At 72.3% G+C, this 23,318-nt stretch carries 23 protein-coding genes and 1 tRNA gene; 14 read left to right on the top strand and 10 right to left on the bottom strand.

The window, feature by feature from the left end; translation table 11 throughout:
* Positions 1-33: 33 nt before the first annotated feature.
* Genes ACIA8N_RS21065 through ACIA8N_RS21055 form a run of 3 tightly spaced genes read right to left on the bottom strand, consistent with a single transcriptional unit; the run spans position 34 to position 2,456 of the window.
* A complete protein-coding gene (locus ACIA8N_RS21065; RefSeq protein WP_365787758.1) occupies positions 34-471 on the bottom strand; it encodes an ASCH domain-containing protein in 438 nt (145 codons plus the stop codon).
* Between the two features lie 53 nt (positions 472-524).
* Positions 525-1,922 (bottom strand): gluconate:H+ symporter, encoded by a 1,398-nt coding sequence (locus ACIA8N_RS21060; RefSeq protein WP_365787756.1) that lies wholly within the window; start codon positions 1,920-1,922, stop codon positions 525-527.
* Between the two features lie 15 nt (positions 1,923-1,937).
* The gene (locus ACIA8N_RS21055; RefSeq protein ID WP_365787754.1) at positions 1,938-2,456 is read right to left on the bottom strand and encodes a gluconokinase; all 519 of its coding nucleotides are present in this window, start codon (positions 2,454-2,456) and stop codon (positions 1,938-1,940) included.
* Positions 2,457-2,603: 147 nt separating this feature from the next.
* Between ACIA8N_RS21055 and ACIA8N_RS21050 the strand changes: the two genes are divergently transcribed.
* The 4 genes from ACIA8N_RS21050 to ACIA8N_RS21035 all read left to right on the top strand — a co-directional run bounded on the left by ACIA8N_RS21050 (position 2,604) and on the right by ACIA8N_RS21035 (position 6,797).
* On the top strand, positions 2,604-3,305 hold the full coding sequence (locus ACIA8N_RS21050; protein WP_030551601.1) for a FadR/GntR family transcriptional regulator: 702 nt from the start codon (positions 2,604-2,606) through the stop codon (positions 3,303-3,305).
* Positions 3,306-3,502: 197 nt separating this feature from the next.
* The gene (locus ACIA8N_RS21045; RefSeq protein ID WP_365787752.1) at positions 3,503-4,960 is read left to right on the top strand and encodes an amino acid permease; all 1,458 of its coding nucleotides are present in this window, start codon (positions 3,503-3,505) and stop codon (positions 4,958-4,960) included.
* A gap of 122 nt (positions 4,961-5,082) precedes the next feature.
* Positions 5,083-6,168 carry an S-(hydroxymethyl)mycothiol dehydrogenase gene (locus ACIA8N_RS21040; RefSeq protein WP_365787750.1) on the top strand — a complete coding sequence of 362 codons (1,086 nt, stop codon included), beginning with the start codon at positions 5,083-5,085 and terminating at the stop codon, positions 6,166-6,168.
* Positions 6,168-6,797, top strand: coding sequence for an MBL fold metallo-hydrolase (locus ACIA8N_RS21035; protein ID WP_365787748.1), 630 nt, complete (start codon positions 6,168-6,170; stop codon positions 6,795-6,797). The genes ACIA8N_RS21040 and ACIA8N_RS21035 overlap by 1 nt, the downstream gene beginning before the upstream one ends.
* On the opposite strand, the gene ACIA8N_RS21030 is transcribed toward ACIA8N_RS21035, so the two are convergent.
* Both ACIA8N_RS21030 and ACIA8N_RS21025 read right to left on the bottom strand, forming a co-directional pair.
* Complete coding sequence (locus ACIA8N_RS21030) at positions 6,781-7,707, bottom strand: pseudouridine synthase (protein ID WP_365787746.1); 927 nt, start codon at positions 7,705-7,707, stop codon at positions 6,781-6,783. The genes ACIA8N_RS21035 and ACIA8N_RS21030 overlap by 17 nt on opposite strands.
* A 52-nt stretch (positions 7,708-7,759) precedes the next feature.
* A tRNA-Leu gene (locus tag ACIA8N_RS21025) sits at positions 7,760-7,847 on the bottom strand.
* A 207-nt stretch (positions 7,848-8,054) separates the two neighbouring features.
* On the opposite strand from ACIA8N_RS21025, the gene ACIA8N_RS21020 reads away from it, so the two are divergent.
* The 3 genes from ACIA8N_RS21020 to ACIA8N_RS21010 all read left to right on the top strand — a co-directional run bounded on the left by ACIA8N_RS21020 (position 8,055) and on the right by ACIA8N_RS21010 (position 10,729).
* Complete coding sequence (locus ACIA8N_RS21020; RefSeq protein WP_365787744.1) at positions 8,055-9,380, top strand: M20/M25/M40 family metallo-hydrolase; 1,326 nt, start codon at positions 8,055-8,057, stop codon at positions 9,378-9,380.
* Positions 9,381-9,507: 127 nt separating this feature from the next.
* On the top strand, positions 9,508-9,741 hold the full coding sequence (gene chpH, locus ACIA8N_RS21015; RefSeq protein ID WP_030218232.1) for a chaplin ChpH: 234 nt from the start codon (positions 9,508-9,510) through the stop codon (positions 9,739-9,741).
* A gap of 139 nt (positions 9,742-9,880) precedes the next feature.
* Positions 9,881-10,729, top strand: coding sequence for a chaplin (locus ACIA8N_RS21010; protein WP_365787742.1), 849 nt, complete (start codon positions 9,881-9,883; stop codon positions 10,727-10,729).
* A gap of 63 nt (positions 10,730-10,792) precedes the next feature.
* Here the strand turns inward: ACIA8N_RS21010 and ACIA8N_RS21005 are convergent, their stop codons facing one another.
* Positions 10,793-10,981: a DUF5703 family protein gene (locus ACIA8N_RS21005; RefSeq protein WP_030218240.1), complete on the bottom strand. Its 189-nt coding sequence runs from the start codon at positions 10,979-10,981 to the stop codon at positions 10,793-10,795.
* Between the two features lie 47 nt (positions 10,982-11,028).
* On the opposite strand from ACIA8N_RS21005, the gene ACIA8N_RS21000 reads away from it, so the two are divergent.
* Positions 11,029-11,697 (top strand): hypothetical protein, encoded by a 669-nt coding sequence (locus tag ACIA8N_RS21000; RefSeq protein ID WP_365787740.1) that lies wholly within the window; start codon positions 11,029-11,031, stop codon positions 11,695-11,697.
* A gap of 176 nt (positions 11,698-11,873) precedes the next feature.
* On the opposite strand, the gene ACIA8N_RS20995 is transcribed toward ACIA8N_RS21000, so the two are convergent.
* Together ACIA8N_RS20995 and ACIA8N_RS20990 are read right to left on the bottom strand one after the other, a co-directional pair.
* The gene (locus ACIA8N_RS20995) at positions 11,874-14,084 is read right to left on the bottom strand and encodes a helix-hairpin-helix domain-containing protein (protein WP_365787698.1); all 2,211 of its coding nucleotides are present in this window, start codon (positions 14,082-14,084) and stop codon (positions 11,874-11,876) included.
* Positions 14,081-15,058, bottom strand: a complete 978-nt coding sequence (locus ACIA8N_RS20990; RefSeq protein WP_365787696.1) for an aldo/keto reductase — start codon at positions 15,056-15,058, stop codon at positions 14,081-14,083. Before ACIA8N_RS20990 ends, ACIA8N_RS20995 begins: the two co-directional genes overlap by 4 nt.
* 130 nt (positions 15,059-15,188) lie before the next feature.
* Here ACIA8N_RS20990 and ACIA8N_RS20985 point away from each other — a divergent pair, with 130 nt between their 5' ends.
* Positions 15,189-16,238, top strand: coding sequence for an LLM class F420-dependent oxidoreductase (locus ACIA8N_RS20985; RefSeq protein ID WP_365787700.1), 1,050 nt, complete (start codon positions 15,189-15,191; stop codon positions 16,236-16,238).
* 255 nt (positions 16,239-16,493) lie between these two features.
* Positions 16,494-17,279 carry a ferritin-like domain-containing protein gene (locus ACIA8N_RS20980; RefSeq protein ID WP_365787694.1) on the top strand — a complete coding sequence of 262 codons (786 nt, stop codon included), beginning with the start codon at positions 16,494-16,496 and terminating at the stop codon, positions 17,277-17,279.
* A gap of 53 nt (positions 17,280-17,332) precedes the next feature.
* On the opposite strand, the gene ACIA8N_RS20975 is transcribed toward ACIA8N_RS20980, so the two are convergent.
* Positions 17,333-18,325, bottom strand: coding sequence for a magnesium and cobalt transport protein CorA (locus tag ACIA8N_RS20975; protein WP_365787692.1), 993 nt, complete (start codon positions 18,323-18,325; stop codon positions 17,333-17,335).
* 95 nt (positions 18,326-18,420) lie between these two features.
* Here ACIA8N_RS20975 and ACIA8N_RS20970 point away from each other — a divergent pair, with 95 nt between their 5' ends.
* From ACIA8N_RS20970 to mshC, 4 genes are all read left to right on the top strand, one after another.
* On the top strand, positions 18,421-19,110 hold the full coding sequence (locus ACIA8N_RS20970; protein ID WP_365787690.1) for a histidine phosphatase family protein: 690 nt from the start codon (positions 18,421-18,423) through the stop codon (positions 19,108-19,110).
* A 68-nt stretch (positions 19,111-19,178) separates the two neighbouring features.
* Positions 19,179-19,769 carry a DUF3090 domain-containing protein gene (locus ACIA8N_RS20965; RefSeq protein ID WP_365787688.1) on the top strand — a complete coding sequence of 197 codons (591 nt, stop codon included), beginning with the start codon at positions 19,179-19,181 and terminating at the stop codon, positions 19,767-19,769.
* Complete coding sequence (locus ACIA8N_RS20960) at positions 19,766-20,569, top strand: SCO1664 family protein (protein WP_365787686.1); 804 nt, start codon at positions 19,766-19,768, stop codon at positions 20,567-20,569. Before ACIA8N_RS20965 ends, ACIA8N_RS20960 begins: the two co-directional genes overlap by 4 nt.
* A 149-nt stretch (positions 20,570-20,718) precedes the next feature.
* Entirely contained in the window at positions 20,719-21,948 is a 1,230-nt protein-coding gene (gene mshC / locus ACIA8N_RS20955) for a cysteine--1-D-myo-inosityl 2-amino-2-deoxy-alpha-D-glucopyranoside ligase (protein WP_365787684.1), read from the top strand.
* Positions 21,949-22,088: 140 nt separating this feature from the next.
* Here mshC and ACIA8N_RS20950 read toward each other — a convergent pair whose 3' ends face one another.
* Positions 22,089-23,186, bottom strand: coding sequence for a PAC2 family protein (locus ACIA8N_RS20950; protein WP_365787682.1), 1,098 nt, complete (start codon positions 23,184-23,186; stop codon positions 22,089-22,091).
* Positions 23,187-23,318: the final 132 nt, after the last annotated feature.

The following is a 23,318-nucleotide window of genomic DNA, read 5'->3' as shown; positions in this document are numbered from 1 at the left end:
AGGGCGGTCGGCCGTGGCCACGGGCGAAGGCGGTCAACCGACGTCGGGGGACAGCGTCTCCACCACCCGGAACCGCTCCACCACCAGCATCGTCCCGTCGTCCACCACGAACCCCGGGTCCCCGAGCGCCTCCCGCATCTCCTCGCCGTGCCAGAAGCGTTCGTGGGCGTCCCGCCACTGTGCGACCGACAGGAAGCCCTCGCCCTCGTCGAGGGCGAGCCGGAGGTCCGCCTCGCCCAGGGGCAGCACGCGGACCTCCGTGATCTCCACGACCGCGACCTCGCGACCGTCCGAGTCGATGAGCGCCGAGCGCTCGCCCGCCTCCGGCAGCTCCTCGTTCTCGATCTCGTACTCCACGAGGAGCCCGGTCGTGGCCGTCTTCTCGCCGGAGAGGACGGCGGCCACGAGCCGGTCGCGAAGGGGGCCCGGGAAGGCGAGGAGGAAGGGCTTGAGCGCGTGAGGGCCGGTCATGGCCGACAGTCTGTCAGCCACGACCGGCCCTCGGAGCCGTACGCGGGAGCTGGCTACAACACCAGCGAGAGCAGCAGGACGACCACGATGCCGACGACCGAGATGATCGTCTCCATCACCGACCAGGTCTTGATCGTCTGGCCGACGCTCATCCCGAAGTACTCCTTCACCAGCCAGAACCCCGCGTCGTTGACGTGGCTGAAGAAGAGCGAACCCGCACCGATCGCGAGGACGAGGAGTGCCGTCTCCCCGGTCGACATGCCCTCCGCCAGCGGAGCCACGAGCCCCGCCGCCGAGATCGTCGCCACCGTCGCCGAGCCCGTGGCGAGCCGGATCGCGACCGCGATCAGCCAGGCCAGCAGCAGGGCCGGGATGGACCAGTTCTCGGAGAAGTCCAGGATCATCTGGCCGACGCCGATGTCGATCAGGGTCTGCTTGAAGCCGCCGCCCGCGCCGACGATCAGCAGCACGCCCGCGATCGGGGCGAGGGACTTCTCGACGGTCGAGGAAAGCCGCTCCTTGGAGAAGCCGGCCGCCCTGCCCAGCGTGAAGAGGGCGACTATGACGGCCGCGAGCAGCGCGATCAGCGGCGAGCCGATGACGTCGGTGACCTTCTGCACGCCGTTCTCGGGGTCGTCGACGACGATGTCCACGAGCGCCTTGACCAGCATCAGGACGACGGGCAGCAGCACGGTCGCGACGGTGACGCCGAAGCCGGGACGCTTCTCCAGGTCCTCCGAAGGGCGCGTCGGGATCATGTGCTCGGGCGCCGGGATGTCCACCCAGCGGGCGGCGTACCGGGAGAAGACCGGCCCGGCGATGATCACCGTCGGGATCGCGACGACCAGACCCAGGGCGAGGGTGACGCCCAGGTTGGCGCCGACCGCGTCGATCGCGACGAGCGGGCCGGGGTGCGGCGGGATGAGCCCGTGCATCACGGAGAGTCCGGCGAGGGCCGGGATGCCGATCCGCATCAGGGAGTAGTTGCCGCGCTTGGCGACCATCAGGACGACCGGGATCAGTAGCACGATGCCGACCTCGAAGAAGAGCGGCAGCCCGATCACGGAGGCGATCAGGACCATCGCCCAGGGCATGGCCCGGCCGCTCGCCCTGGCCAGGATCGTGTCGACGATCTGGTCGGCGCCCCCGGAGTCGGCGAGGAGCTTGCCGAGGATGGCGCCGAGCGCGATCAGCACGCCCACGCCGGCCACGGTGGCGCCCAGGCCGGTGGTGAACGACTTGATCGTGTCGGCGAGCGGAGCGCCGGCGAACGCGCCGAGCGCGAGCGACCCGATGGTCAGCGCCAGGAACGCGTGCAGCTTGAACTTGGTGATGAGCAGGACGATGACGGCGATGCCGGCGAGTACGGCGATGCCCAGCTGGGCGTTGCCGGCCGAGGTGATCGGTTCGACGGCGTCCGCTGCCAGGGTCTCGACGCTGAGACTGGTCACGGTGGGTCCTCGGGGTCAGTGGGTGAGCCGGCGCAGTGCGACGACGGCGCGGGCGGCGATTTCTTCGGGGGTGCCGGAGACGTCGACGGCGACGCCGGCCTCGTCGTCCTGCAGCGGCTGCAGGGTGGCGAACTGGGAGTCGAGGAGCGCCGTCGGCATGAAGTGGCCCTTGCGGCCTCCCATGCGCTGCTCGATGAGCTCCCGGTCGCCGGTCAGATGGAGGAAGACCACGCCCGGGGCCGCGGCCCGCAGCCGGTCCCGGTAACTCCGCTTCAGCGCGGAGCAGCTCACCACCCCGCCGAGTCCGGCCCGGTCGTGCGCCCACGTCCCGATGGCGTCGAGCCACGGCTCCCGGTCGGAGTCGTCGAGGGGGGTGCCGGCCGACATCTTGGCCACGTTCGCCGCCGGGTGGAAGTCGTCGCCCTCCGCGTACGGGAGGTTCAGCGCTTCGGCGACCAGCGGGCCGATCGTGGTCTTGCCGGTCCCGGCGACGCCCATCACGACGACGACCGGAAGGTGGGGGGTGGTGCTCATGTGTGGTGCCTCGCTGTCTTCTTCGACATCGATCCGTCGCGCCCATGAAACCCATTGGGTACGACGTATTCAAGAGGCTGTGACGTAAAAGTAGTACTTTTAATTCCCGAAGTGATCACCGGGGCGGGCCCGCATAGGCTTGGCCCCATGACGACACCGGCCCAGGGGCTCCACTCACACGTCCTGGCCACCCTGGGCCTCGCGATCACCGCGGGGGAGTACCCCCCGGGCACCGTGCTGCGCACCGACGAGCTGGCCCAGCGCTTCGACGTGTCCCGCACGGTCGTCCGCGAGGTCGTCCGCGTCCTGGAGTCCATGCACCTCGTCGAGTCCCGGCGCCGCGTCGGCGTGACCGTGCTCCCCACCGCGAGCTGGAACGTCTACGACCCCCAGGTCATCCGCTGGCGCCTCGCCGGCGCCGACCGCCCCCGCCAGCTCCGCTCGCTCACCGTGCTGCGCTCCGCCGTCGAACCCGTCGCCGCCGGGCTCGCCGCCCTGAACGCCACCCCCGAGCAGTGCCGCGAACTCACCGAGCAGGCCCTCGGCATGGTCGCCACCTCACGCGGCCGGCGCCTGGAGGAGTACCTCGTCCACGACGTCGCCTTCCACCGGGTCGTGCTCGACGCCTCGGGGAACGAGATGTTCGCCCGCCTCGGCGACGTCGTCGCCGAGGTCCTCACCGGCCGCACCCACCACCACGTGATGTTCGAGGACCCCGACCCGGCCGCCGTCACCCTCCACGTCCAGGTCGCCGAGGCCGTCCGCGAGCGGGACGCGGCCCGCGCCGAGGAGCTGACCCGCCAGATCGCCGTCGGCGCCCTCCGGGAACTGGACGTCCTCGCTCCGTAGCCCGGAGGTGTCCGGGAGCCGACGGGCATGCTACGGGCGGGTAAAGCTCTGAACTAGCTCAAATATGGGCGTTCAGTGACATGCGCCACAGTCAGTTCGCGCTCCTTGCCGTGAGGATGACCGCTGGCCGTGCCGGGAGACCCCCACCAGCGCACGGCCGGGTACCGCACAGCCCCCTCACGAAGGCGAACAACTCCATGAGTGACCGCGTCACCGCGGCCGAGCCGCTGTCCGCCGTACCGGCGACCCCGGCCGCCCCCCACGTCGACGCCGGCGACGCCGGATACCGCAAGGACCTCAAGTCCCGGCACGTCAACATGATCGCCATCGGCGGCGCCATCGGCACCGGCCTCTTCCTGGGCGCCGGCGGCCGGATGTCCCAGGCGGGCCCCTCCCTCTTCATCGCCTACGCCGTCTGCGGCGTCTTCGCCTTCCTCGTGGTGCGCGCCCTCGGCGAGCTGGTGCTCTACCGCCCCTCCTCCGGCGCCTTCGTCTCCTACGCCCGTGAGTTCATGGGCGAGAAGGGCGCCTACACGGCCGGCTGGCTCTACTTCCTCAACTGGTCTACCACCGCCGTCGCCGACATCACCGCGGCCGCCACCTACGCCCACTTCTGGGCGATGTTCAGCGACGTCCCGCAGTGGATCCTCGCCCTGATCGCCCTCGCGGTCGTCCTCGCCGCCAACCTCATCTCCGTGAAGTACTTCGGCGAGATGGAGTTCTGGTTCGCGATCATCAAGGTCGGCGCCCTCGTCGTCTTCATGCTCATCGGCATCTACCTCGTCGTGACCTCCCACGAGATCGGCGGCCACACCCCGGGCCTCGCCACGGTCACCGACAACGGCGGCATCTTCCCCAGCGGCGTCATGCCGATGCTGCTGCTCATCCAGGGCGTCGTCTTCGCCTACGCCTCCGTCGAACTGTGCGGCGTCGCCGCCGGCGAGACCGAGAACCCCGAGAAGATCATGCCGAAGGCGATCAACTCGATCATGTGGCGCGTCGGCCTCTTCTACGTCGGCTCGGTGATCCTCCTCGCCCTGCTGCTGCCGTACACGGCCTACTCCGGCGACCAGAGCCCCTTCGTCACCGTCTTCGACAAGCTGGGCATCCCCGGCGCGGCCGGCGTGATGAACCTCGTCGTCCTCACCGCCGCCCTCTCCAGCCTCAACTCGGGCCTGTACTCCACCGGCCGCATCCTGCGCTCCATGTCGCTGGCCGGCTCCGCGCCCAAGTTCACCGGCGTCATGAACAAGGGCGGCGTGCCCTACGGCGGCATCCTGCTCACCGCGGGCTTCGGCATCCTCGGCGTCGGCCTTAACTACGTCATGCCCGACGACGCCTTCGAGCTGGTGCTGAACTTCGCCTCCATCGGCATCATCGGCACCTGGGCCATGATCATGGTCTGCTCGCTGCTCTTCTGGCGCCGCGCCCAGGAGGGCAGGGTCACCCGCCCCGGCTACAACCTGCCCTGGGCCCCGTACACCCAGATCGTGACCCTGGGCTTCCTCGGCTCCGTCCTCGTCCTCATGTGGATGGACGGCGGCGTCGGCCGCACCACCGTCGCCTGTCTGCCGCTCATCGCGGCGGCCCTCGTCGGCGGCTGGTTCCTGGTCCGCCGCCGGGTCCGTACGACCGCCGCGGCGCAGCGGAACTGACCTCCCCCCACGGGATCGGACGGGACCCCCGCGGGCACGGCCTGCGGGGGTCTCGCCTTTTGTCAGGAGATAGTGGTACCCAGGAGCCTTACAAGATCCGTTCGGAGGAAGGGAAGTTCGCGATGCCGCAGCACGTCCAGGGGGTCATCGCCCCCGGCAGGAACGAACCGGTACGGGTCGAGACGATCGTCATCCCCGACCCCGGCCCCGGCGAGGCCGTCGTGAAGATCCAGGCCTGCGGCGTCTGCCACACCGATCTCCACTACAAGCAGGGCGCCATCAACGACGAGTTCCCCTTCCTGCTCGGCCACGAGGCCGCCGGAATCGTCGAGTCGGTCGGCGAGGGCGTCACCGACGTGACCCCCGGCGACTTCGTGATCCTCAACTGGCGCGCCGTCTGCGGCACCTGCCGCGCCTGCGAGCGGGGCCGCCCCTGGTACTGCTTCGACACCCACAACGCCAAGCAGCGGATGACCCTGCTCGACGGTACGGAGCTCTCCCCGGCCCTCGGCATCGGCGCCTTCGCCGAGAAGACCCTCGTCGCCGCAGGCCAGTGCACCAAGGTCGACCCCGCCGTCGCCCCCGAGGTCGCGGGCCTCCTCGGCTGCGGCGTGATGGCCGGCATCGGCGCCGCGATCAACACCGGGAACGTCGGCCGCGGCGACACCGTCGCCGTCATCGGCTGCGGCGGCGTCGGCGACGCGGCGATCGTCGGCTCCCGCCTCGCCGGGGCCGCGAAGATCATCGCCGTCGACATCGACGACCGGAAGCTGGAGACCGCCCGGACGATGGGCGCGACCCACACCGTCAACTCCCGTTCCACCGACGCCGTCGAGGCGATCCGCGAACTCACCGGCGGCTTCGGCGCCGACGTCGTCATCGAGGCCGTCGGCCGCCCCGAGACGTACAAGCAGGCCTTCTACGCCCGCGACCTCGCCGGCACCGTCGTCCTCGTCGGCGTCCCCACCCCCGAGATGCGGCTCGAACTCCCCCTCCTGGACGTCTTCGGCCGCGGCGGCGCCCTCAAGTCCTCCTGGTACGGCGACTGTCTGCCGTCCCGCGACTTCCCGATGCTCGTCGACCTGCACCAGCAGGGCCGCATCGACCTCGCCGCCTTCGTCACCGAGACCATCGGCCTCGGCGACGTCGAGAAGGCCTTCGCCCGCATGCACGAGGGCGACGTCCTGCGCTCGGTCGTGGTGCTGTGATGGCCGCCCGCATCGACCACCTCGTCACCTCCGGCACCTTCAGCCTCGACGGCGGCACCTGGGACGTCGACAACAACGTCTGGATCGTCGGCGACGACATCGAGGCCATCGTCATCGACGCCGCCCACGACGCCGAGGCGATCCTCACCGCCCTCGACGGCCGCGCCCTGCGCGCCATCGTCTGCACCCACGCCCACGACGACCACATCGACGCCGCCCCTGCCCTCGCGGCCGCCACCGGCGCCCGCATCCTGCTCCACCCCGCCGACCAGCCGCTGTGGAAGCGGACCCACCCCGACCACAGCCCCGACGGCGACCTCGCCGACGGCCAGGTCCTCACCATCGCCGGAATCGACCTCACGGTCCTCCACACCCCGGGTCACGCCCCCGGAGCGGTCTCCCTGTACGCCAAGGAACTCGGCACGGTCTTCACCGGCGACACCCTCTTCCAGGGCGGCCCCGGTGCCACCGGCCGGTCGTTCTCGGACTTCCCGACGATCGTGGACTCGATCCGCGAGAAGCTGCTGACGCTGCCCCCGGAGACGGTGGTACGCACCGGCCACGGTGACCCCACGACGATCGGCGCCGAGGCCCCTCACCTGGAGGAATGGATCAACCGAGGCCACTGAGAGCCGACCGGCTCTCGAAGCGCATCGCCACCCCCGTGAACGGGTCGGTGAACTCCAGCGTCCGTGCGAGCAACTGCAGCGGACGCGAGAAGTCCTCCGGCCCGTCCGCACGGACCACCGGATAGATCGGATCGTGCAGGATCGGCAGCCCCAGGGCGTTCATGTGCACCCGCAGCTGATGCGTCCGCCCGGTCTCCGGCACCAGCCGGTACCGCCCGAGCCTGCCCCGCCGCTCCACGAGCGCGATCCGGCTCTCGCTGTTCGGCTCGCCCGGCACCTCCCGGGCGGCCATCACCCCGCGCTCCTTCTCGATCCGGCTGCGTACGGTCACCGGCAGCCCGACGGCCGGAACGTACGGTGCCACCGCCTCGTACTCCTTGCGCACGACCCGGTCCCGGAACAGCGTCTGGTACGCCCCCCGGTCCTCCTCGCGTACGACGAACAGCACAAGGCCCGCGGTCAGCCGGTCCAGCCGGTGCGCGGGCTGGAGGGACGGCAGGCCGAGGTCCCGCCGCAGCCTGGCCGTCGCGGTCTCCGTGACGTGCCGCCCCCGGGGCATGGTCGACAGGAAATGCGGCTTGTCGGCGACGACGATCCGCTCGTCCCTGTGCACCACCCCGATCGGGAACGGCACCGGCGTCTCGGCGGGAAAGTCCCGGTGGAACCAGAGATACCGCCCCACGGCGTACGGCTCGTCCCCGCCGACGGGACCGTCCGTCCCCACGAAACGGCCGCTCACCAGCATGTCCTCGACCCGCGCCGCACCGATGGCGCCCGCGTACCGGTCGAGCAGATGATCCCGTACGGTCCCCCAGACCCCGTCGGGATCCTCCGGCAACCGCACCCGCACCGGATCGATCCCGTCCCGCTGGGGGAGGGGCGAGAGGGGGGCCTTGGATCTGCGTCGCACCGGGTCCTACCGCCGTAACAAGAAAGACCCCACGTGATGTGGGGTCTTTCGCTGGTGTCCGAGGGGGGACTTGAACCCCCACGCCCGATAAAGGGCACTAGCACCTCAAGCTAGCGCGTCTGCCATTCCGCCACCCGGACAAGGTGTCTGTCTTCCCGGCCGCTGGGCCCTTCCGACGAGGAAAACCATAGCAAACATTCAGGGTGGTCGATCACCACCCCGGTGGCCCCCGACATGTGACGGGCGCATGTCGGCCGAGGGCCGCCCTTGGGCGGGGAGGGGGCGACGCGGGAGGATGGGGCGAGCACCGAAGCAATCACGTGGGGCACGTAGTGGGAGGAAGCAGCGTGAGCGAGTCGAACACGGGCCGAAGTGTCAGCGCCGAGAGCGAGGTCGTGGACCTCTGCAGCGAGCTCATCCGCATCGACACCAGCAACTACGGCGACCACTCCGGGCCTGGCGAGCGGGCGGCGGCCGAGTACATCGCCGAGAAGCTCGCGGAGGTGGGGCTCGAGCCGAAGATCATCGAGTCGCACCAGGGGCGGGCCTCCACCGTCGCCCGCATCGAGGGCGAGGACCCGTCACGGCCGGCCCTGCTCATCCACGGCCACACCGACGTCGTCCCGGCCAACGCGGAGGACTGGACGCACCACCCCTTCTCCGGGGAGATCGCCGACGGCTGTGTCTGGGGCCGCGGCGCCGTCGACATGAAGGACATGGACGCGATGACCCTCGCGGTCGTGCGCGACCGGATGCGCAGCGGCCGCAAGCCCCCGCGCGACATCGTCCTCGCCTTCCTCGCCGACGAGGAGGCCGGCGGCACCTACGGCGCCCGGCACCTGGTCGACAAGCACCGCGGCCTCTTCGACGGCGTCACCGAGGCCATCGGCGAGGTCGGCGGCTTCTCCTTCACCGTCAACGAGAACCTGCGCCTCTACCTGGTCGAGACGGCACAGAAGGGCATGCACTGGATGCGCCTCACCGTCGAGGGCACGGCGGGACACGGCTCGATGACCAACGACGACAACGCCATCACGGAGCTCTGCGAGGCGGTGGGCCGCCTCGGCCGCCACCAGTGGCCGGTGAGGGTCACCAAGACCGTGCGCTCCTTCCTGGACGAGCTCTCGGACGCGCTGGGCACCCCCCTCGACCCCGAGGACATGGACGGCACCCTCGCCAAGCTCGGCGGCATCGCCAAGATGGTCGGCGCCACCCTGCGCAACTCGGCCGCCCCGACCATGCTCGGCGCCGGCTACAAGGTGAACGTGATCCCCGGCCAGGCAACCGCCCACGTCGACGGACGGTTCCTGCCCGGCTACGAGCAGGAGTTCCTCGCCGACCTCGACCGGATCCTCGGCCCGCACGTGAAGCGCGAGGACGTGCACGGCGACAAGGCCCTGGAGACCAGCTTCGACGGCGCCCTCGTGGACGCCATGCAGCTGGCGCTGCGCGCCGAGGACCCGATCGCCCGCGCCGTGCCGTACATGCTCTCCGGCGGCACCGACGCGAAGTCCTTCGACGACCTCGGCATCCGCTGCTTCGGCTTCGCGCCGCTCCAGCTGCCGCCGGAGCTCGACTTCGCCGGCATGTTCCACGGCGTGGACGAGCGGGTGCCGGTGGACGGTCTGAAGTTCGGTGCCAGGGTCCTGGACCGCTTCATCGACGCCTCCTGAATTCGGGCGTGCGTTTGCGTGTGACCGGAAAGAGTGAATGAACCCGGGGGCTCGTAGCCCCCTCCATTCCCCCTCGTTACAGGTGTGCGGTCCGCGGCTGGGACCGCGTTTCCAACTAGGAGGAATAATGATCAAGAAGGTCGTCGCTGCTGCGGCTGCCACTGGCGGTCTCGTTCTCGCGGGTGCGGGAATGGCCGTTGCCGACGCGGGTGCCCAGGGTGCCGCCATCGGTTCCCCCGGTGTCCTCTCGGGCAACGTCGTCCAGGTGCCGGTTCACGTCCCCGTGAACCTGTGCGGCAACACGGTCTCCGTGATCGGCCTGCTGAACCCCGCCTTCGGCAACACCTGCGTCAACGCCTGACGTTGTGCCTCGCCCGTGAGGGTGTGAGCCGGTCCGGCCCCGGAGTGCGTGCCATGCACTCCGGGGCCGGTGGCCATTTCCGCCCCGGGTGTTCCGCCCGGTGGCACTCTTTCGAAGCCGAGCAGGCAGGAAACAAGCTATGCGACAGGTCACGCGCAAAGGTCTCATCACCGTCGCGGCAGCCGGAGGCGTCTTCGCCGCCGTCGGCGGCGGTTTCGCGCACGCCGATTCCGGTGCGAACGGTACGGCCACGAACTCCCCGGGCGTCGCGTCCGGAAACTCCGTCCAGGTCCCGGTGCACGTACCGGTGAACGCCTGCGGGAACACCGTCAACGTCGTCGGACTGCTGAATCCGGCGATGGGCAACTCCTGTGCCAACACCTCCAGGCCAGGCGGCGACTCGGTCGCCGGCGGGCACACCGGCAACTCCCCGGGAGTGGCCTCCGGCAACACCGTCGAGGTGCCGGTCGACGTTCCGGTCAACGCGTGCGGCAACAGCGTCACGGGCATCGGCCTGGGCAACGCCGCCGGGGGCAACGACTGCGCGAACGGCGGGGACACCGGATACGGGGAGGAGGAGCCGGGCAACCCCGGCAATCCGGGTAACCCCGGAAACCCGGGTAACCCTGGGAACCCCGGCAACCCGGGTAACCCCGGCAACCCTGGGAACCCGGGTAACCCCGGCAACCCTGGGAACCCCGGTAACCCCGGCAACCCCGGTAACCCTGGGAACCCGGGCACTCCCGGTAACCCCGGCACACCCGGCACACCCGGTACTCCCGGCAACCCCGGTACGCCCGGCGGTCCCGGCGACGACGGCGGTCACGGTGGGCCGAACACCCCCGGTGAGCACGGTGTCACTCCGCCCCGTGCCGTGGAGGAGCTCGCCGAGACCGGCTCCGGCCCGCTCGGCGTGATCATCCCGGCCGGTGCAGGGCTGCTGCTCGCCGGGTCGCTGATCTACCGGCGCGCCCGCAACGCCGCCTAGTCCGTCCCGCACCACGCACAGGGGCCCCGCACACCGCGGGGCCCCTTCTCGTCGTCGGTCCGGCTACCAGGTCGGCCGGAGCTGGCGGATGATCCGCCGCCTCAGCCGCACTCTGCGGCTCCCGTCCCGGTGCAGGCTCAGACGGTCCAACTCCCAGTGTCCGTACTCGGCATGGTCGGTCAGCAGCCGCGTCGCCTCCTTGCGGGAGACACCGCGCGGCACGTACACGTCGACAAATTCGTATTCCGGCATCGCATCTATTGTGCGGGCACCGGCCCGGTACGGATAGCGTCTGTCCCATGTCTGATGCTGCGCAGCCCACCGCTGCCGAGGTACGTGCCGCCGCCGAGGCGGTCAAAGCCGCACTGGACCGTCACCTCGCGGCGGTCGAACGCCGCTCGGGGGACGACGACACGGCCGTCTACGAAGCCTTCAACGCCCTCGCCACGGCGGCCGAGGCGTACGACGAACTCCTCTACGACCGCTACGACGAGGTCACTCCCTTCGAGATCCCCGGAGCCGACGGCGCCCTGCCGCCGTACGCCGGACCTGACGAACCACACGCCCTCAGCGTCCTGATCCGCCGCGACTACGCCGTGGCCGAACCGCAACGACTGCTCGCCCAGGCACGCCGACTCGCCGAGATCGACGGCGAGCCCGACACCACCGGGCCGGCCGCCAGGGCCGGCGTCTCGCCGCTCGCCGCCCTCGGGGTGCTCTTCGGCGAGTACGAACCGGACGAGATCGCCTCCCGGCACAAGGAGTTCGGCCTGGAGGAGGGCGACTCCACGCTCTGGGTAACCGCCGCCGAGGAGCTTCCGGAACCGGGGGAGTGGCTCACCGCCCCCTTCGAGCACGCCGACCCGGAGCGGATCATCTGCCGCTTCGACGTCAGCTCCGTCTTCGACGAGGATGCCGAGGACGCCGACGATCACCAGGAGGTAGGGGCCGGCGGCTCCGACTCCTGAGGGGGAGACGGGGGGGGGGGGGGGGGCCCCCCCCCGGGGGGGCGCCCCCCCCCCCCCCCCCCCCCCCCCCCGCGCGGCCGGGGGGGGGGCCCCCGGGCGGGGGGGGGGGGGGGGGGGGGGGCCCCCCCCCCCCGGGGGGGCCCCCCCCCCCCCCCCCGTCTCCGCCCCGGCCGGGGCTACTCCTCGGGCGTGGCGAGGAGCCCCTCAAGGAGCGGCCGCAGCCGCGTCGTGCGCTCCGGAGCCGTCCCCTCGGCCACCGCGCGGGCCAGCGCCTGGTCCGCGCCGTGCACGACCGACAGATGGCGCTCCGCGCGGCCGAAGGCCGTGTACACCCACGGCCTGCTCAGGCCGCCGGCGGCGTCCCCCGGCAGCACCACGACCACCGCGGGCCAGCGCGCCCCGGCCGCCTGGTGCGCGGTGAGCGCCCAGCCGTGCCGCAGCGCGGACTCCACCCGCTCCTTCGGCACGAGGAGCTCTGCGTCCGCGCACCGCAGCCGCAGCCCCTCGGCGTCCGCCGAGAGCACCGTGCCCGTCACCGTCCGGCCCGGCGCCGGCGCGTACGCCACCCGGTCCCCGACGTCGTAGCCGCCGAACCGGCCGGGGCCGGGGTTGAGCCGCTGCTTCAGGGCGGCGTTCAGCGCGCGCGTACCGGCCGAGCCGCCGTGGCCGACCGTCACGACCTGCGTCTGCTCGGGCGGCACCCCGATGGCCCGCGGCACCGAGTCCGCCACCAGCTGGACCGTACGGTGCACCGCCTCGCCGGCGTCCCGCACCGGGACGATCACGATCTCCTTGCCGGGAGCCTTGACCTGGTTCAGCTCCCCGGCGCCGATGCCGGAGACCAGCTCGCCGAGCGGCCCCGGGTCGGGCAGGCGCGAGGCGATCCGCGGGCACACCCGGGCCGCGAGCAGGTCCCCGAAGACCTGGCCGGCACCCGGCGCGCCGAGCACCTCCGGGTCGCCGCTCAGCACCAGACGGCAACCGTCGGGCAGCGATTCCACGAGCGTCGCGGCCGTCTCCACGTCGAGCTGCGGCGCGTCGAGCACCACGAGGAGGTCGAGGGCGAGGGCGCCCTCCTCGTCGCGGCCGGGACCGGCGGCTCCGGAGAGCAGGCCGGCGACCGTGACCACGTCCACCCCGTCGGCCGCCGACGCGCGCCGCCCGCCGTCCGCGTGGACGGCGACCAGGGTGCGCAGGCCACGGGCGCGGGCCGCCGCGGCGAGCGCCACCGGCTCGGCGCGGGACGCCTCGCCGCCCGTGTGCAGCACGAGACCGTGCGCACCGGCGGCCCGCTCCAGCTCGGAGCCGTCCCACTCCGCCGCCGTCACCGTCCTGACCAGCCGGGACAGGGCGTCCGCGAGGCTCTCCTCCGCCAGTGCGTACCGCTCGAGGCCGAGCAGCACGGGCGCGGCCGGCTCCTCGGCGGCGGCCGTCGCGGGCTCCGGTCCTTCTTCCTCCCCTTCGGGTACTTCCTCCGCCGTCTCCTCCTGGAAGACGAGGACGGCGCCCGCCGAGACCGCGTCGTCGACCGCGGCCTCCGGATCGGGCACCGCGTGCGCGGTGAGTCCGGCGCGCACGGCCTGGATCTCCAGCGCCGTGTGTCCCTGGAGCGCGGCCCGCTCCAGGAGCCAGACGGTGAGGGCGACCGTCCGGCGCGGATCGTCCGGGCCGCACGCCGGGCCGAGCAGGGCCCGCGCGAAACCGTCGGCCTGCTCCGGGCGCACTCCGGGCACCGCGAGCAGCTGCCACGGGTCGTCGAGCAGGGCCGCGGCCGCGCCCTCGCCGAGCACGGCGGCGACCTGCCCGGCCAGTGCCTCGGGGGCGCCGCCCTTGGCCAGGACCTCCCGCACGGCGGCCGTGGTGCCGGGCGCGGGTGCGGCCGCCCGCACCGGCGCGGCGGGCCGTGCGGTCACGGCAGGGGCCGCCTCGGGCGCGGGGCGCCGGGGCGCGGGCTCCGGCGCCTCGTAGAACGCGGTGCCGGAGGCGGCGCCGCCCTCCACGGCCCGTACGGCCGCGAGCAGGTCGGCCGCCGTGCCGCTCAGCTTGGCGCCGCTCGCCAGGGGCCCCTCCTTCTCGGCCTTCCGCGCCTCGATCCTGGCCCGCAGCTCGCGCTGCGCGGCGAGTTCGGCCTGCGCGTCGCTCACCTCGGGCCCGTCGGCGGGCTTCTCGGCCTCGGTCTGCGGCTTCTCCGCGTCGGCCTGCGGCTCCTCGGCGGCGGTGGCGGGCTCCTCGGCGGAACCCGGCTCCTCGGCGGAACCCGGCTCCTCGGCCATGGCCGGCTCCTCTGGCGCGTCGGGCTCCGGGGCGGCGGCCCCGGCGGCTCCGTCCTCCAGGTCCTCGGCGGGTTCCACGGCCTCGGGCGCGGTCTCCCCGGAAGGCTCGGTCACAAGGTGCTCCAGTCGTGATCCGGATAGCGGTGCACGGGCGCCGACACATCGTCCAGCGCCCGACAGATCTCGTCAGGAAGACTAAGGGTCTCCACCGACAACGCGGCCGTGAGCTGCCGTGCCGTGCGCGCGCCGACGATCGGCGCGGTCACCCCCGGCCGGTCGCGGACCCAGGCGAGCGCCACGTGCAGGGGGGTCGTCGCGAGGCCGTCGGCCGCCGTCGCGACCGCGTCCACGATCCGGCTCGCCGGCTCGTCGAGGTACGGCTCCACGAACGGCGCCATCGTCTCCGACGCGGCCCGTGAGTCCGACGGGGTACCGCTGCGGTACTTGCCCGTCAGGACCCCCCGCCCCAGCGGCGAGGAGGGCAGCAGGCCCATTCCGAGGTCCTGGGCGGCCGGCAGCACCTCGCGCTCCACGCCCCGCTGGAGCAGCGAGTACTCCAGCTGCGCACCCGCGAGCCGGGTCCTGTCCCCGCCGAGCTGCCAGGTGCCCGCCTTGGCGAGCTGCCAGCCGCAGAAGTTCGCCACGCCCGCGTACCGCGCCCGCCCGCTGCGTACGGCTATGTCGAGTGCCTGGAGGGACTCCTCCAGGGGGGTGTGCGGATCGTAGGCGTGCAGCTGCCACAGGTCGACGTGGTCGGTGCCGAGCCGGGCGAGGGAGGCGTCGAGCGCGGCGAGGAGGTGCCCGCGCGAGCCGTCCGTCCGCCGGTCGGGGTCCGGCACGCTGCCCGCCTTGGTCGACAGGACGAGGTCCTGCCGGGGGACGAGCCGCTCCATGAGACGCCCGAGCAGATACTCCGCCTCGCCCCCGCCGTACACATCGGCGGTGTCCACGAGCGTGCCGCCCGCGTCCCAGAACGTCTTCAACTGCTCGGCGGCGTCGTGCTCGTCGGTGTCCCGGCCCCAGGTGAGGGTGCCGAGTCCGATGCGCGACACACGCAGGCCGGTACGTCCGAGATGCCTCTGCTCCATGGGCGCGAGATTACTGGCCAGGGCACCACGCGGAGAGAGCCTGTGGACAACCGCGTCCTGACGGATCGCCCGAGCGCGCGCTAGAGTCCGGGCCACAAGGACGTTACCGATGGGTAAGGGGTGCGTGGACATGCGGCTCGGCATCAACCTCGGCTACTGGGGCGCCGGTATGGACGGCGACAACCTCGCCGTCGCCCAGGAGGCGGACCGCCTCGGCTACGACGTCTGCTGGGCCGCCGAGGCCTACGGCTCCGACGCCCCCACCGTCCTCGCCTGGGTCGCGGCGAAGACCGAGCGGATCGACGTCGGCTCCGCGATCATGCAGATCCCCGCCCGGCAGCCCGCCATGACGGCGATGACCGCGGCCACCCTCGACTCGCTCACCGGCGGCCGTTTCCGGCTCGGACTCGGCGTCTCGGGGCCCCAGGTCTCCGAGGGCTGGTACGGCGTGAAGTTCGACAAGCCGCTCGCCCGGACCCGCGAGTACGTCGAGATCGTCCGCAAGGCCATGTCGCGCGAGCGCCTCACCCACGAGGGCGAGCACTGGACCCTGCCGCTGCCCGGTGGCCCCGGCAAGCCCATCAAGCTCACCGTCCACCCGGAGCGCGAGCACATCCCGCTCTACATCGCCGCCATCGGTCCCAAGAACCTGGAGCAGACCGGCGAGATCGCCGACGGCGCCCTGCTGATCTTCCCCTCCGCCGCCCACCTGGAGGAGACCGCGCTCAGGCCGCTGCGCGCCGGCCGTGAGAAGGCCGGCCTGACGATGGACGGCTTCGACGTCTGTCCCACCGTTCCGCTCGCCCTCGGCGATGACGTCGGCGCCCTCGCCGACGTGTTCCGGCCGTACACCGCGCTCTACGTCGGCGGCATGGGCAGCCGCAAGCAGAACTTCTACAACCAGCTCGCGCAGCGCATGGGCTACGAGAAGGAGGCCGCCGAGATCCAGGACAAGTACCTGGCCGGCGACAAGACCGGCGCCGCGGCCGCCGTGCCCCACAGCCTGATCGACCAGACGACCCTGCTGGGCTCCGTCGAGCGGATCGCGGAACGGATGACGGCCTACGCCGAGGCCGGGGTCACCACCCTCACCCTCGCCCCGGCCGGCTTCACCCTGGACGAGCGGGTGGCGGCCCTGCGGGCGGGCGTGGAGGCCATGGAGCGTGCGGGCCTCGCGTGACGCGGGAGGGGTGTTCACCCGCGTGACGCGGGTGAACCGGAATTGAAGTCTGCGGCCGTGGTGGGGGCTCGGGGGGTCTTCCCCGCCACGGCCGTCATGCAGCACAACGGCTCCGCACGGCCCGCGGTTACGCCCCCGCGGCTCACTCTTTCGGCCGAGTCGCAGGGCCCTCCTGTTGCCCGCCGCCCCGGACCGCACTTGACTCGTGGTCCCGGGGGCGTACGGAGTGCGGACACGCGCACGGAGGTGGCGGCGATGCTCACGGCCAGGAGCCTGTTCCAGGAAATCATCGACAACGACGAGTCCTTCCAGCTCTTCTGTTCCATCGCGGCGAGCGGAGAGACCCAGGGCGGCTGGGAGAACGCCAGGATCGCGGCTCTCGTCGCGCCCGGCATGCGGGACCTCACGCCCAAGATCACCCGGCACGGCGCCGACGAGGACAAGCACGGCCGGATCTTCAACGCGCTGATGAAGAAGCGCGGCCTCGAACCCGTCCCCGTACCGCCCGACACCGACTACACGATGCTCCTCGAACAGCGCGGCATCGGTCTCGCGCACGACAAGCTGCGCCGGCACGAGCTGCTGACCGAGCAGGACGTCGTCGTCTACCTCGCCCACAGCCGGGTCACCGAGCAGCGTGCCGCCGACCAGATGGACATGCTCGTGACGTACTTCGGGGACCACCCCGAACTCGGCAAGGCCATCCACATGATCGACAACGACGAGGCCAACCACCTCGCCTACTGCCACGAGGAGCTTCTCCGCCTCGCCCGCGCGGGCCACGGCCGGCTCATCCAGCGGACCCTGCGCGAGTCGGCCCTCGTCGAGATCCAGGTCTACCGCGACGTCAGCCTCGCGGTGATGGGCCACATGGGCAGGATCCTGCGCTGGCCCCGGCCCAAGGCGCTCGCGCTCGCCGCCGGGATCCACGGCATGTACGCGTACGAGCGCGCGGCCGGCTGGCACAGGATGGTCGACCTGCGGATGCCCGAGCGGCTCGACGCCCTCGGCGGGCCCGCCACCCCGGCCCCCGCCTTCTGAGCCCCCGCCACGCCTGGTGAACACCGGCCCCGCCCGGAACGCGGGGCCGGTCCTCACATCCAGCCGCGCCGTTTGAACAGCCGGTACAGCCCCAGGACGATGCCCGTCATCGCGATGAGCACCACCGGGTACGAGCCCACCCAGCGCAGCTCCGGCATGTGGTCGAAGTTCATGCCGTAGATCCCCGCGACCATCGTGGGCACCGCCGCCATGGCCGCCCACGCCGAGATCTTCCGCATGTCGTCGTTCTGCCGCACCCCCATCTGCGCGAGATGGGCCGACAGCACGTCGGACAGGAGCCGGTCGAGGCCCTCCACCTGCTCGTTGGAGCGCAGCAGATGGTCGTTGACGTCCCGGAAGAACGGGTGCGACTGCTTGTTCACGAACGGCACAGAACCGGCCGTGAGCCGGGCCAGCGGTCCCGCGAGCGGACCGCTGGCCCGCCGGAACTCCAGGACCTGCCGCTTCGCCGTGTAGATCCGCTCCGCGGTGTTCGCCGGATTGCCGCCGGAGGGGGAGAAGACGTCCGCCTCCAGCTCCTCCAGGTCCACCTGGAGCTCGCCCGCCACCTCCAGGTAGTGGTCCACGATCGCGTCGCTCACCGCGTACAGCACCGCCGTCGGCCCGTGCTTCAGCACCTCGGGGTCGGCCTCGAGACGCCTGCGCACCTGCGCGAGCGGCGCCCCCTCGCCGTGCCTGACCGTCACCACGAACGAGTCGCCCATGAACAGCATCAGTTCGCCCGAGGAGACCCGGTCGCTCTCCGGCTCGTAGATGATCGGCTTCAGGACCGTGAACAGCGAGTCGTCGTAGACCTCCAGCTTGGGCCGCTGGTGGGCCTTCAGGGCGTCCTCGACCGCCAGCGGGTGCAGCTGGAACTCGGAGGCGACATGGTCGAACTCCGCCTCCGACGGCTCGTGCAGCCCGACCCAGAGGAAGGCGTCCCCGGCGGCCCGCGCCTCGTCGAGCGCGTCCGAGAGGTCGGCGGGCCCGTCCGTGCGGCGCCCGTCCCGATAGATGGCAGAGTCCACGATCACGCGCCGCATTCTCCCCCGAACGGCCCCGCCACGCACGCGTGCGTCCGCCCGGGCCCTCTTCACCTCTCTCCGGTTCGCGGGGGACACCGCCTACGCTGGCCGTCATGGCCACGCTGATCCTCGTCCGGCACGGACGCTCCACCGCCAACACCTCCGGGGTCCTCGCCGGGCGCACGCCCGGGGTCGCCCTCGACGAGCGGGGGGCCGCCCAGGCCGCCGCGCTGCCCGGGCGCCTCGCGGACGTCCCGCTCGCCGCCGTCGTCTCCAGCCCCCTCCAGCGCTGCCGGGAGACCCTGCGGCCCCTCCTGGCCGCTCGCCCGGACCTCCCACTCCACATCGAGGACCGGATCAACGAGTGCGACTACGGCGACTGGTCCGGCCGCAAGCTGGCCGAACTGAGCGACGAGCCGCTCATGCAGGTCGTCCAGGCGCACGCCTCCGCCGCCGCCTTCCCCGGCGGCGAGTCCATGCGCGCCATGCAGGCCCGCGCGGTCGACGCCGTCCACGACTGGAACGCACGCGTCGAGGCCGAGTACGGCGAGGACGCCTGCTACGTCATGTGCTCGCACGGAGACATCGTCAAGTCGGTCGTGGCGGACGCCCTCGGCCTCCATCTCGACCTCTTCCAGCGCATCCACGTGGACCCCTGCTCGGTCACCGTCATCCGCTACACGCGCCTGCGGCCCTTCCTCCTCCGCCTCGGCGACACGGGGGACTTCACCGGATTCGGCCCCCGTGACCACCCCGACAGCAGCGGGACGGCTGAGGTCGGTGGTGGTGCGGGCGCACCGTGATCCCCTCGCGCAGTAGGGTGGACGCGCCGCTGTAGTACGACTGTCGAGACGCAAGGGAGCCGGGAAACGTGTCCCGTCAGGTGTTCCTCTACGACCCACCGGAGCGTTTCGTGGCCGGTACGGTCGGACTGCCTGGGCGCCGTACGTTCTTCCTCCAGGCGTCCGCCGGCGGCCGGGTCACCAGCGTCGCCCTGGAGAAGACACAGGTCGCCGCCCTCGCCGAGCGCATGGACGAACTGCTCGACGAGGTCGTGCGCCGCACCGGGGGCAACGCGCCGGTCCCCGCGGTCGCCCCCGCCGAGGTGTCCGACACCGCCCCCCTCGACGTACCCGTCGAGGAGGAGTTCCGGGTCGGCACCATGGCACTCGCCTGGGACGGCGAGGAGCAGCGCATGATCGTCGAGGCGCAGGCGCTCGTCGAACTCGACGTGGACTCCGAGGAGGACCTCGCCGAGGCCGAGGAGCGGCTGCTCCAGGACGAGGAGAACGGCCCGCCGATGCTCCGGGTCCGCCTCAGCGGCGCGCAGGCGCGCGCCTTCTGCAAGAGAGCCCTCGACGTCGTCAACGCCGGCCGGCCGCCGTGCCCGCTGTGCAGCCTGCCGCTCGACCCCGAGGGCCACGTCTGCCCCCGCCAGAACGGATACCGCCGCGGAGCATGAGCAGCAGCCTCACGACGCCCGACGCCGAGCTGCTCGCCCGCGGTGAGCTGACCGTGCGCGGCCAGGTCCGCGAGGCCTCCAACGCCGTGCTCTACTGCTCCGTCGCGTACGACGGCCGGGAGGCGGCCTGCGTCTACAAGCCGGTCGCGGGGGAGCGGCCGCTGTGGGACTTCCCCGACGGCACCCTCGCCCAGCGCGAGGTCGCGGCCTACGAGATCTCCGAGGCGACCGGCTGGGGCCTGATCCCGCCGACCGTGCTCCGCGACGGCCCGTACGGCGAGGGCATGGTCCAGCTGTGGATCGAGGCCGACCCGGAGGCACGCCTGCTCGCCCTCACCGAGGACGCCGAGGCGGGCGCGGGCTGGAAGGCCGTCGGGCCCGCCCAGCTCGACGAGGAGCGCACCGCGCTCCTCGTCCACGCGGACACCCCCGAACTGCGCCGGCTCGCCGTCCTGGACGCGGTCATCAACAACGGCGACCGGAAGGGCGGGCACCTGCTGCCCGCGCCCGACGGACGGCTCTACGGCATCGACCACGGGGTCACCTTCCACGTCGAGGACAAGCTGCGCACGCTCCTGTGGGGCTGGGCGGGCGAGGAGCTGCCCGCCGAGGCGGCCGGGGTGCTCGACGCGCTCGACCGCTCCCTGGCGCCGGGAGCGGCCCTCGCGGCCCGGCTCGCGGATCTGCTGACCCACGCGGAGGTGGCGGCGGTACGCGCGCGCGTGGAGGCGCTGCGGGCCACCGGGCGGCACCCGGAGCCCTCCGGGCGGTGGCCGGCCATTCCCTGGCCCCCGGTCTGAGCCGGAGCGAAAGGTTTCAGCCACGCTGGTCCCGGGGCTCTTCACCCCAGGGGGGTATGCATCCGAGCCTCCGACCCGCAAGAGCGCCTAATCGGTCAAGATCCCCCTCCGGTTCGTATCCGGAACAGCTGTCCGGTTACGCTCGGGTCATGCATGCCTGGCCCGCTTCTGAGGTCCCCGCCCTTCCCGGCAAGGGCCGCGACCTCCGGATCCACGACACCGCGACCGGCGGACGAGTCACCCTCGCCCCCGGCCCCGTCGCCCGTATCTACGTCTGCGGCATCACGCCGTACGACGCGACCCATATGGGTCACGCGGCGACCTACAACGCGTTCGACCTCGTTCAGCGCGTGTGGCTCGACACCAAGCGGCAGGTGCACTACGTCCAGAACGTCACGGACGTGGACGACCCGCTCCTGGAGCGCGCGATCCGCGACGGCATCGACTGGGTCGGCCTCGCCGAGCGCGAGACCGCACTCTTCCGCGAGGACATGACCGCCCTGCGGATGCTGCCCCCGCAGCACTACATCGGCGCCGTTGAGGCCATACCCGGCATCGTCCCGCTCGTCGAACGGCTCCGGGACTCCGGGGCGGCCTACGAGCTCGACGGCGACATCTACTTCTCCGTCGACGCCGACCCGCACTTCGGGCAGGTCTCGAACTACACCAACGAGCTGATGCGTCACCTCTCCGCCGAGCGCGGCGGCGACCCCGAGCGCCCGGGCAAGAAGAACCCGCTCGACCCGATGCTCTGGATGGCCGCCCGCGAGGGCGAGCCGAGCTGGGACGGCGCCAGCCTCGGCGCGGGCCGCCCCGGCTGGCACATCGAGTGCGTCGCCATAGCCCTCGACCACCTCGGCATGGGCTTCGACGTGCAGGGCGGCGGATCCGACCTGATCTTCCCGCACCACGAGATGGGCGCCTCCCACGCCCAGGCCCTCACCGGCGAGTTCCCGATGGCCAAGGCGTACGTCCACGCCGGCATGGTCGCCCTCGACGGCGAGAAGATGTCCAAGTCCCGCGGCAACCTGGTCTTCGTCTCACGGCTCCGCCGCGACGGCGTCGACCCGGCCGCCATCCGGCTCGCACTCCTCTCCCACCACTACCGCGCCGACTGGGAGTGGACCGACCAGGTCCTCCAGGACGCCGTGGAGCGCCTCGGCCGCTGGCGGGCCGCCGTGTCCCGGCCCGACGGACCGTCCGCCGACGCGCTCGTCGAGGAGCTCCGCGAGGCGCTCTCCGACGACCTCGACGCCCCCGCCGCACTGGTGGCCGTCGACCGCTGGGCCGCGCTCCAGGAGGCCGAGGGCGGCACCGACGACTCCGCCCCCGGACTCGTCTCCCGCGCGGTCGACGCCCTCCTCGGCGTCGCCCTGTAGCCCGGATCCCTCACCCGGCACCCGTTCACACGACCGCCCCCGGACCTCTCAGAGGTCCGGGGGCGGTTTCGTCGCGGCACGGCCGAACGGGCCCGGAAAGCCGTACGGGAGGGGCGGCCGCGCCGCCCCTCCCGTACCGGTCACTCCTCGGCGTCGTCGCCCGCGCCCTCACCGGGCGGCTCGGGCCCCTCGGGCCCGTCGCCACCGTCGGCGTCGCGCGGGGCCTCCTTCGCAGGACCCGCCTCGGGCGCCTCGGGCGCCGTCTCCCCGCCCGGCACTGCCTCCGGGCCCGGCTGCTCAGGCTTCGGCGGCCTCGTCCGGCCGCTGCCGGGGTCCCGCAGGAACGCCGTGTCGCCGCCCTCCGTCGCCAGGCCCGGACCCGGACCGGGGCCCGAACCCGGCTCGCGCCGCCGCAGATACCGCTCGAACTCACGGGCGATGGCCTCGCCCGAGGCCTCCGGCAGCTCGGCCGTGTCCCGGGCCTCCTCGAGGGTCTGCACGTACTCGGCCACCTCGCTGTCCTCGGCGGCCAGCTGGTCCACGCCCAGCTGCCAGGCCCGCGCGTCCTCGGGCAGCTCGCCCAGCGGGATGCGCAGACCGATCAGGTCCTCCAGGCGGTTGAGGAGCGCCAGCGTCGCCTTCGGGTTCGGCGGCTGCGACACGTAGTGCGGCACCGCCGCCCACAGGCTCACCGCGGGCACGCCCGCGTGCGTGCACGCCTCCTGGAGGATGCCGACGATGCCTGTGGGGCCCTCGTACCGGGTCTCCTCCAGGTCCATCGTGCGCGCGAGGTCCGGGTCGGACGTCACTCCGCTGACCGGCACCGGCCGGGTGTGCGGGGTGTCCCCGAGCAGCGCGCCCAGGATGACGACCATCTCCACACCCAGCTCGTGGGCGAAGGCGAGGATCTCGTTGCAGAAGGAGCGCCAGCGCATCGACGGCTCGATCCCGCGTACGAGCACCAGGTCGCGGGGCTTGTCGCCGCCGACCCTGACCACGGAGAGCCGGGTCGTCGGCCAGGTGATCTTCCGTACGCCGTTGTCCAGGAAAACCGTGGGCCGGTTGACCTGGAAGTCGTAGTAGTCCTCGGCGTCGAGCGCCGCGAACACCTCGCCCTTCCATTCCCGGTCCAGATGGGCGACCGCGGTGGAGGCGGCGTCGCCGGCGTCGTTCCAGCCTTCGAACGCGGCCACCATGACCGGGTCGATCAGCTCGGGTACCCCCTCGAGCTCGATCACCCAGCGCCTCCTTTTCGAAGTTCCTGTCGTACGGACCAACCTTAAGGCTTCCCGGAGGTCCGTCCGCAGCCCCCGGACACCCCCGAAAACCCGTGCGGCCTTGATCGACTACCCAGGAACCCGCCTCCGCAC

It is taken from the genome of Streptomyces sp. NPDC051822 (genome assembly GCF_044452745.1).
Taxonomy (GTDB): Bacteria; Actinomycetota; Actinomycetes; order Streptomycetales; family Streptomycetaceae; genus Streptomyces.
This window is presented reverse-complemented; position numbering and strand designations above follow the sequence as displayed.

Excerpts from the sequence above, each read along its gene's own strand:
- ACIA8N_RS20970 (WP_365787690.1), top strand. The coding sequence starts at position 18,421 with ATGGCCACGCTGATCCTCGTCCGGCACGGACGCTCCACCGCCAACACC.
- ACIA8N_RS20990 (WP_365787696.1), bottom strand. The coding sequence starts at position 15,058 with ATGGAGCAGAGGCATCTCGGACGTACCGGCCTGCGTGTGTCGCGCATC.
- chpH (WP_030218232.1), top strand. The coding sequence starts at position 9,508 with ATGATCAAGAAGGTCGTCGCTGCTGCGGCTGCCACTGGCGGTCTCGTT.
- ACIA8N_RS21045 (WP_365787752.1), top strand. The coding sequence starts at position 3,503 with ATGAGTGACCGCGTCACCGCGGCCGAGCCGCTGTCCGCCGTACCGGCG.
- ACIA8N_RS20980 (WP_365787694.1), top strand. The coding sequence starts at position 16,494 with ATGCTCACGGCCAGGAGCCTGTTCCAGGAAATCATCGACAACGACGAG.
- ACIA8N_RS21005 (WP_030218240.1), bottom strand. The coding sequence starts at position 10,981 with ATGCCGGAATACGAATTTGTCGACGTGTACGTGCCGCGCGGTGTCTCC.
- ACIA8N_RS20975 (WP_365787692.1), bottom strand. The coding sequence starts at position 18,325 with ATGCGGCGCGTGATCGTGGACTCTGCCATCTATCGGGACGGGCGCCGC.
- ACIA8N_RS21035 (WP_365787748.1), top strand. The coding sequence starts at position 6,168 with ATGGCCGCCCGCATCGACCACCTCGTCACCTCCGGCACCTTCAGCCTC.
- ACIA8N_RS21055 (WP_365787754.1), bottom strand. The coding sequence starts at position 2,456 with ATGAGCACCACCCCCCACCTTCCGGTCGTCGTCGTGATGGGCGTCGCC.
- ACIA8N_RS21065 (WP_365787758.1), bottom strand. The coding sequence starts at position 471 with ATGACCGGCCCTCACGCGCTCAAGCCCTTCCTCCTCGCCTTCCCGGGC.
- ACIA8N_RS21040 (WP_365787750.1), top strand. The coding sequence starts at position 5,083 with ATGCCGCAGCACGTCCAGGGGGTCATCGCCCCCGGCAGGAACGAACCG.
- ACIA8N_RS20985 (WP_365787700.1), top strand. The coding sequence starts at position 15,189 with ATGCGGCTCGGCATCAACCTCGGCTACTGGGGCGCCGGTATGGACGGC.
- ACIA8N_RS21000 (WP_365787740.1), top strand. The coding sequence starts at position 11,029 with ATGTCTGATGCTGCGCAGCCCACCGCTGCCGAGGTACGTGCCGCCGCC.
- ACIA8N_RS21050 (WP_030551601.1), top strand. The coding sequence starts at position 2,604 with ATGACGACACCGGCCCAGGGGCTCCACTCACACGTCCTGGCCACCCTG.
- mshC (WP_365787684.1), top strand. The coding sequence starts at position 20,719 with ATGCATGCCTGGCCCGCTTCTGAGGTCCCCGCCCTTCCCGGCAAGGGC.
- ACIA8N_RS21010 (WP_365787742.1), top strand. The coding sequence starts at position 9,881 with ATGCGACAGGTCACGCGCAAAGGTCTCATCACCGTCGCGGCAGCCGGA.
- ACIA8N_RS20960 (WP_365787686.1), top strand. The coding sequence starts at position 19,766 with ATGAGCAGCAGCCTCACGACGCCCGACGCCGAGCTGCTCGCCCGCGGT.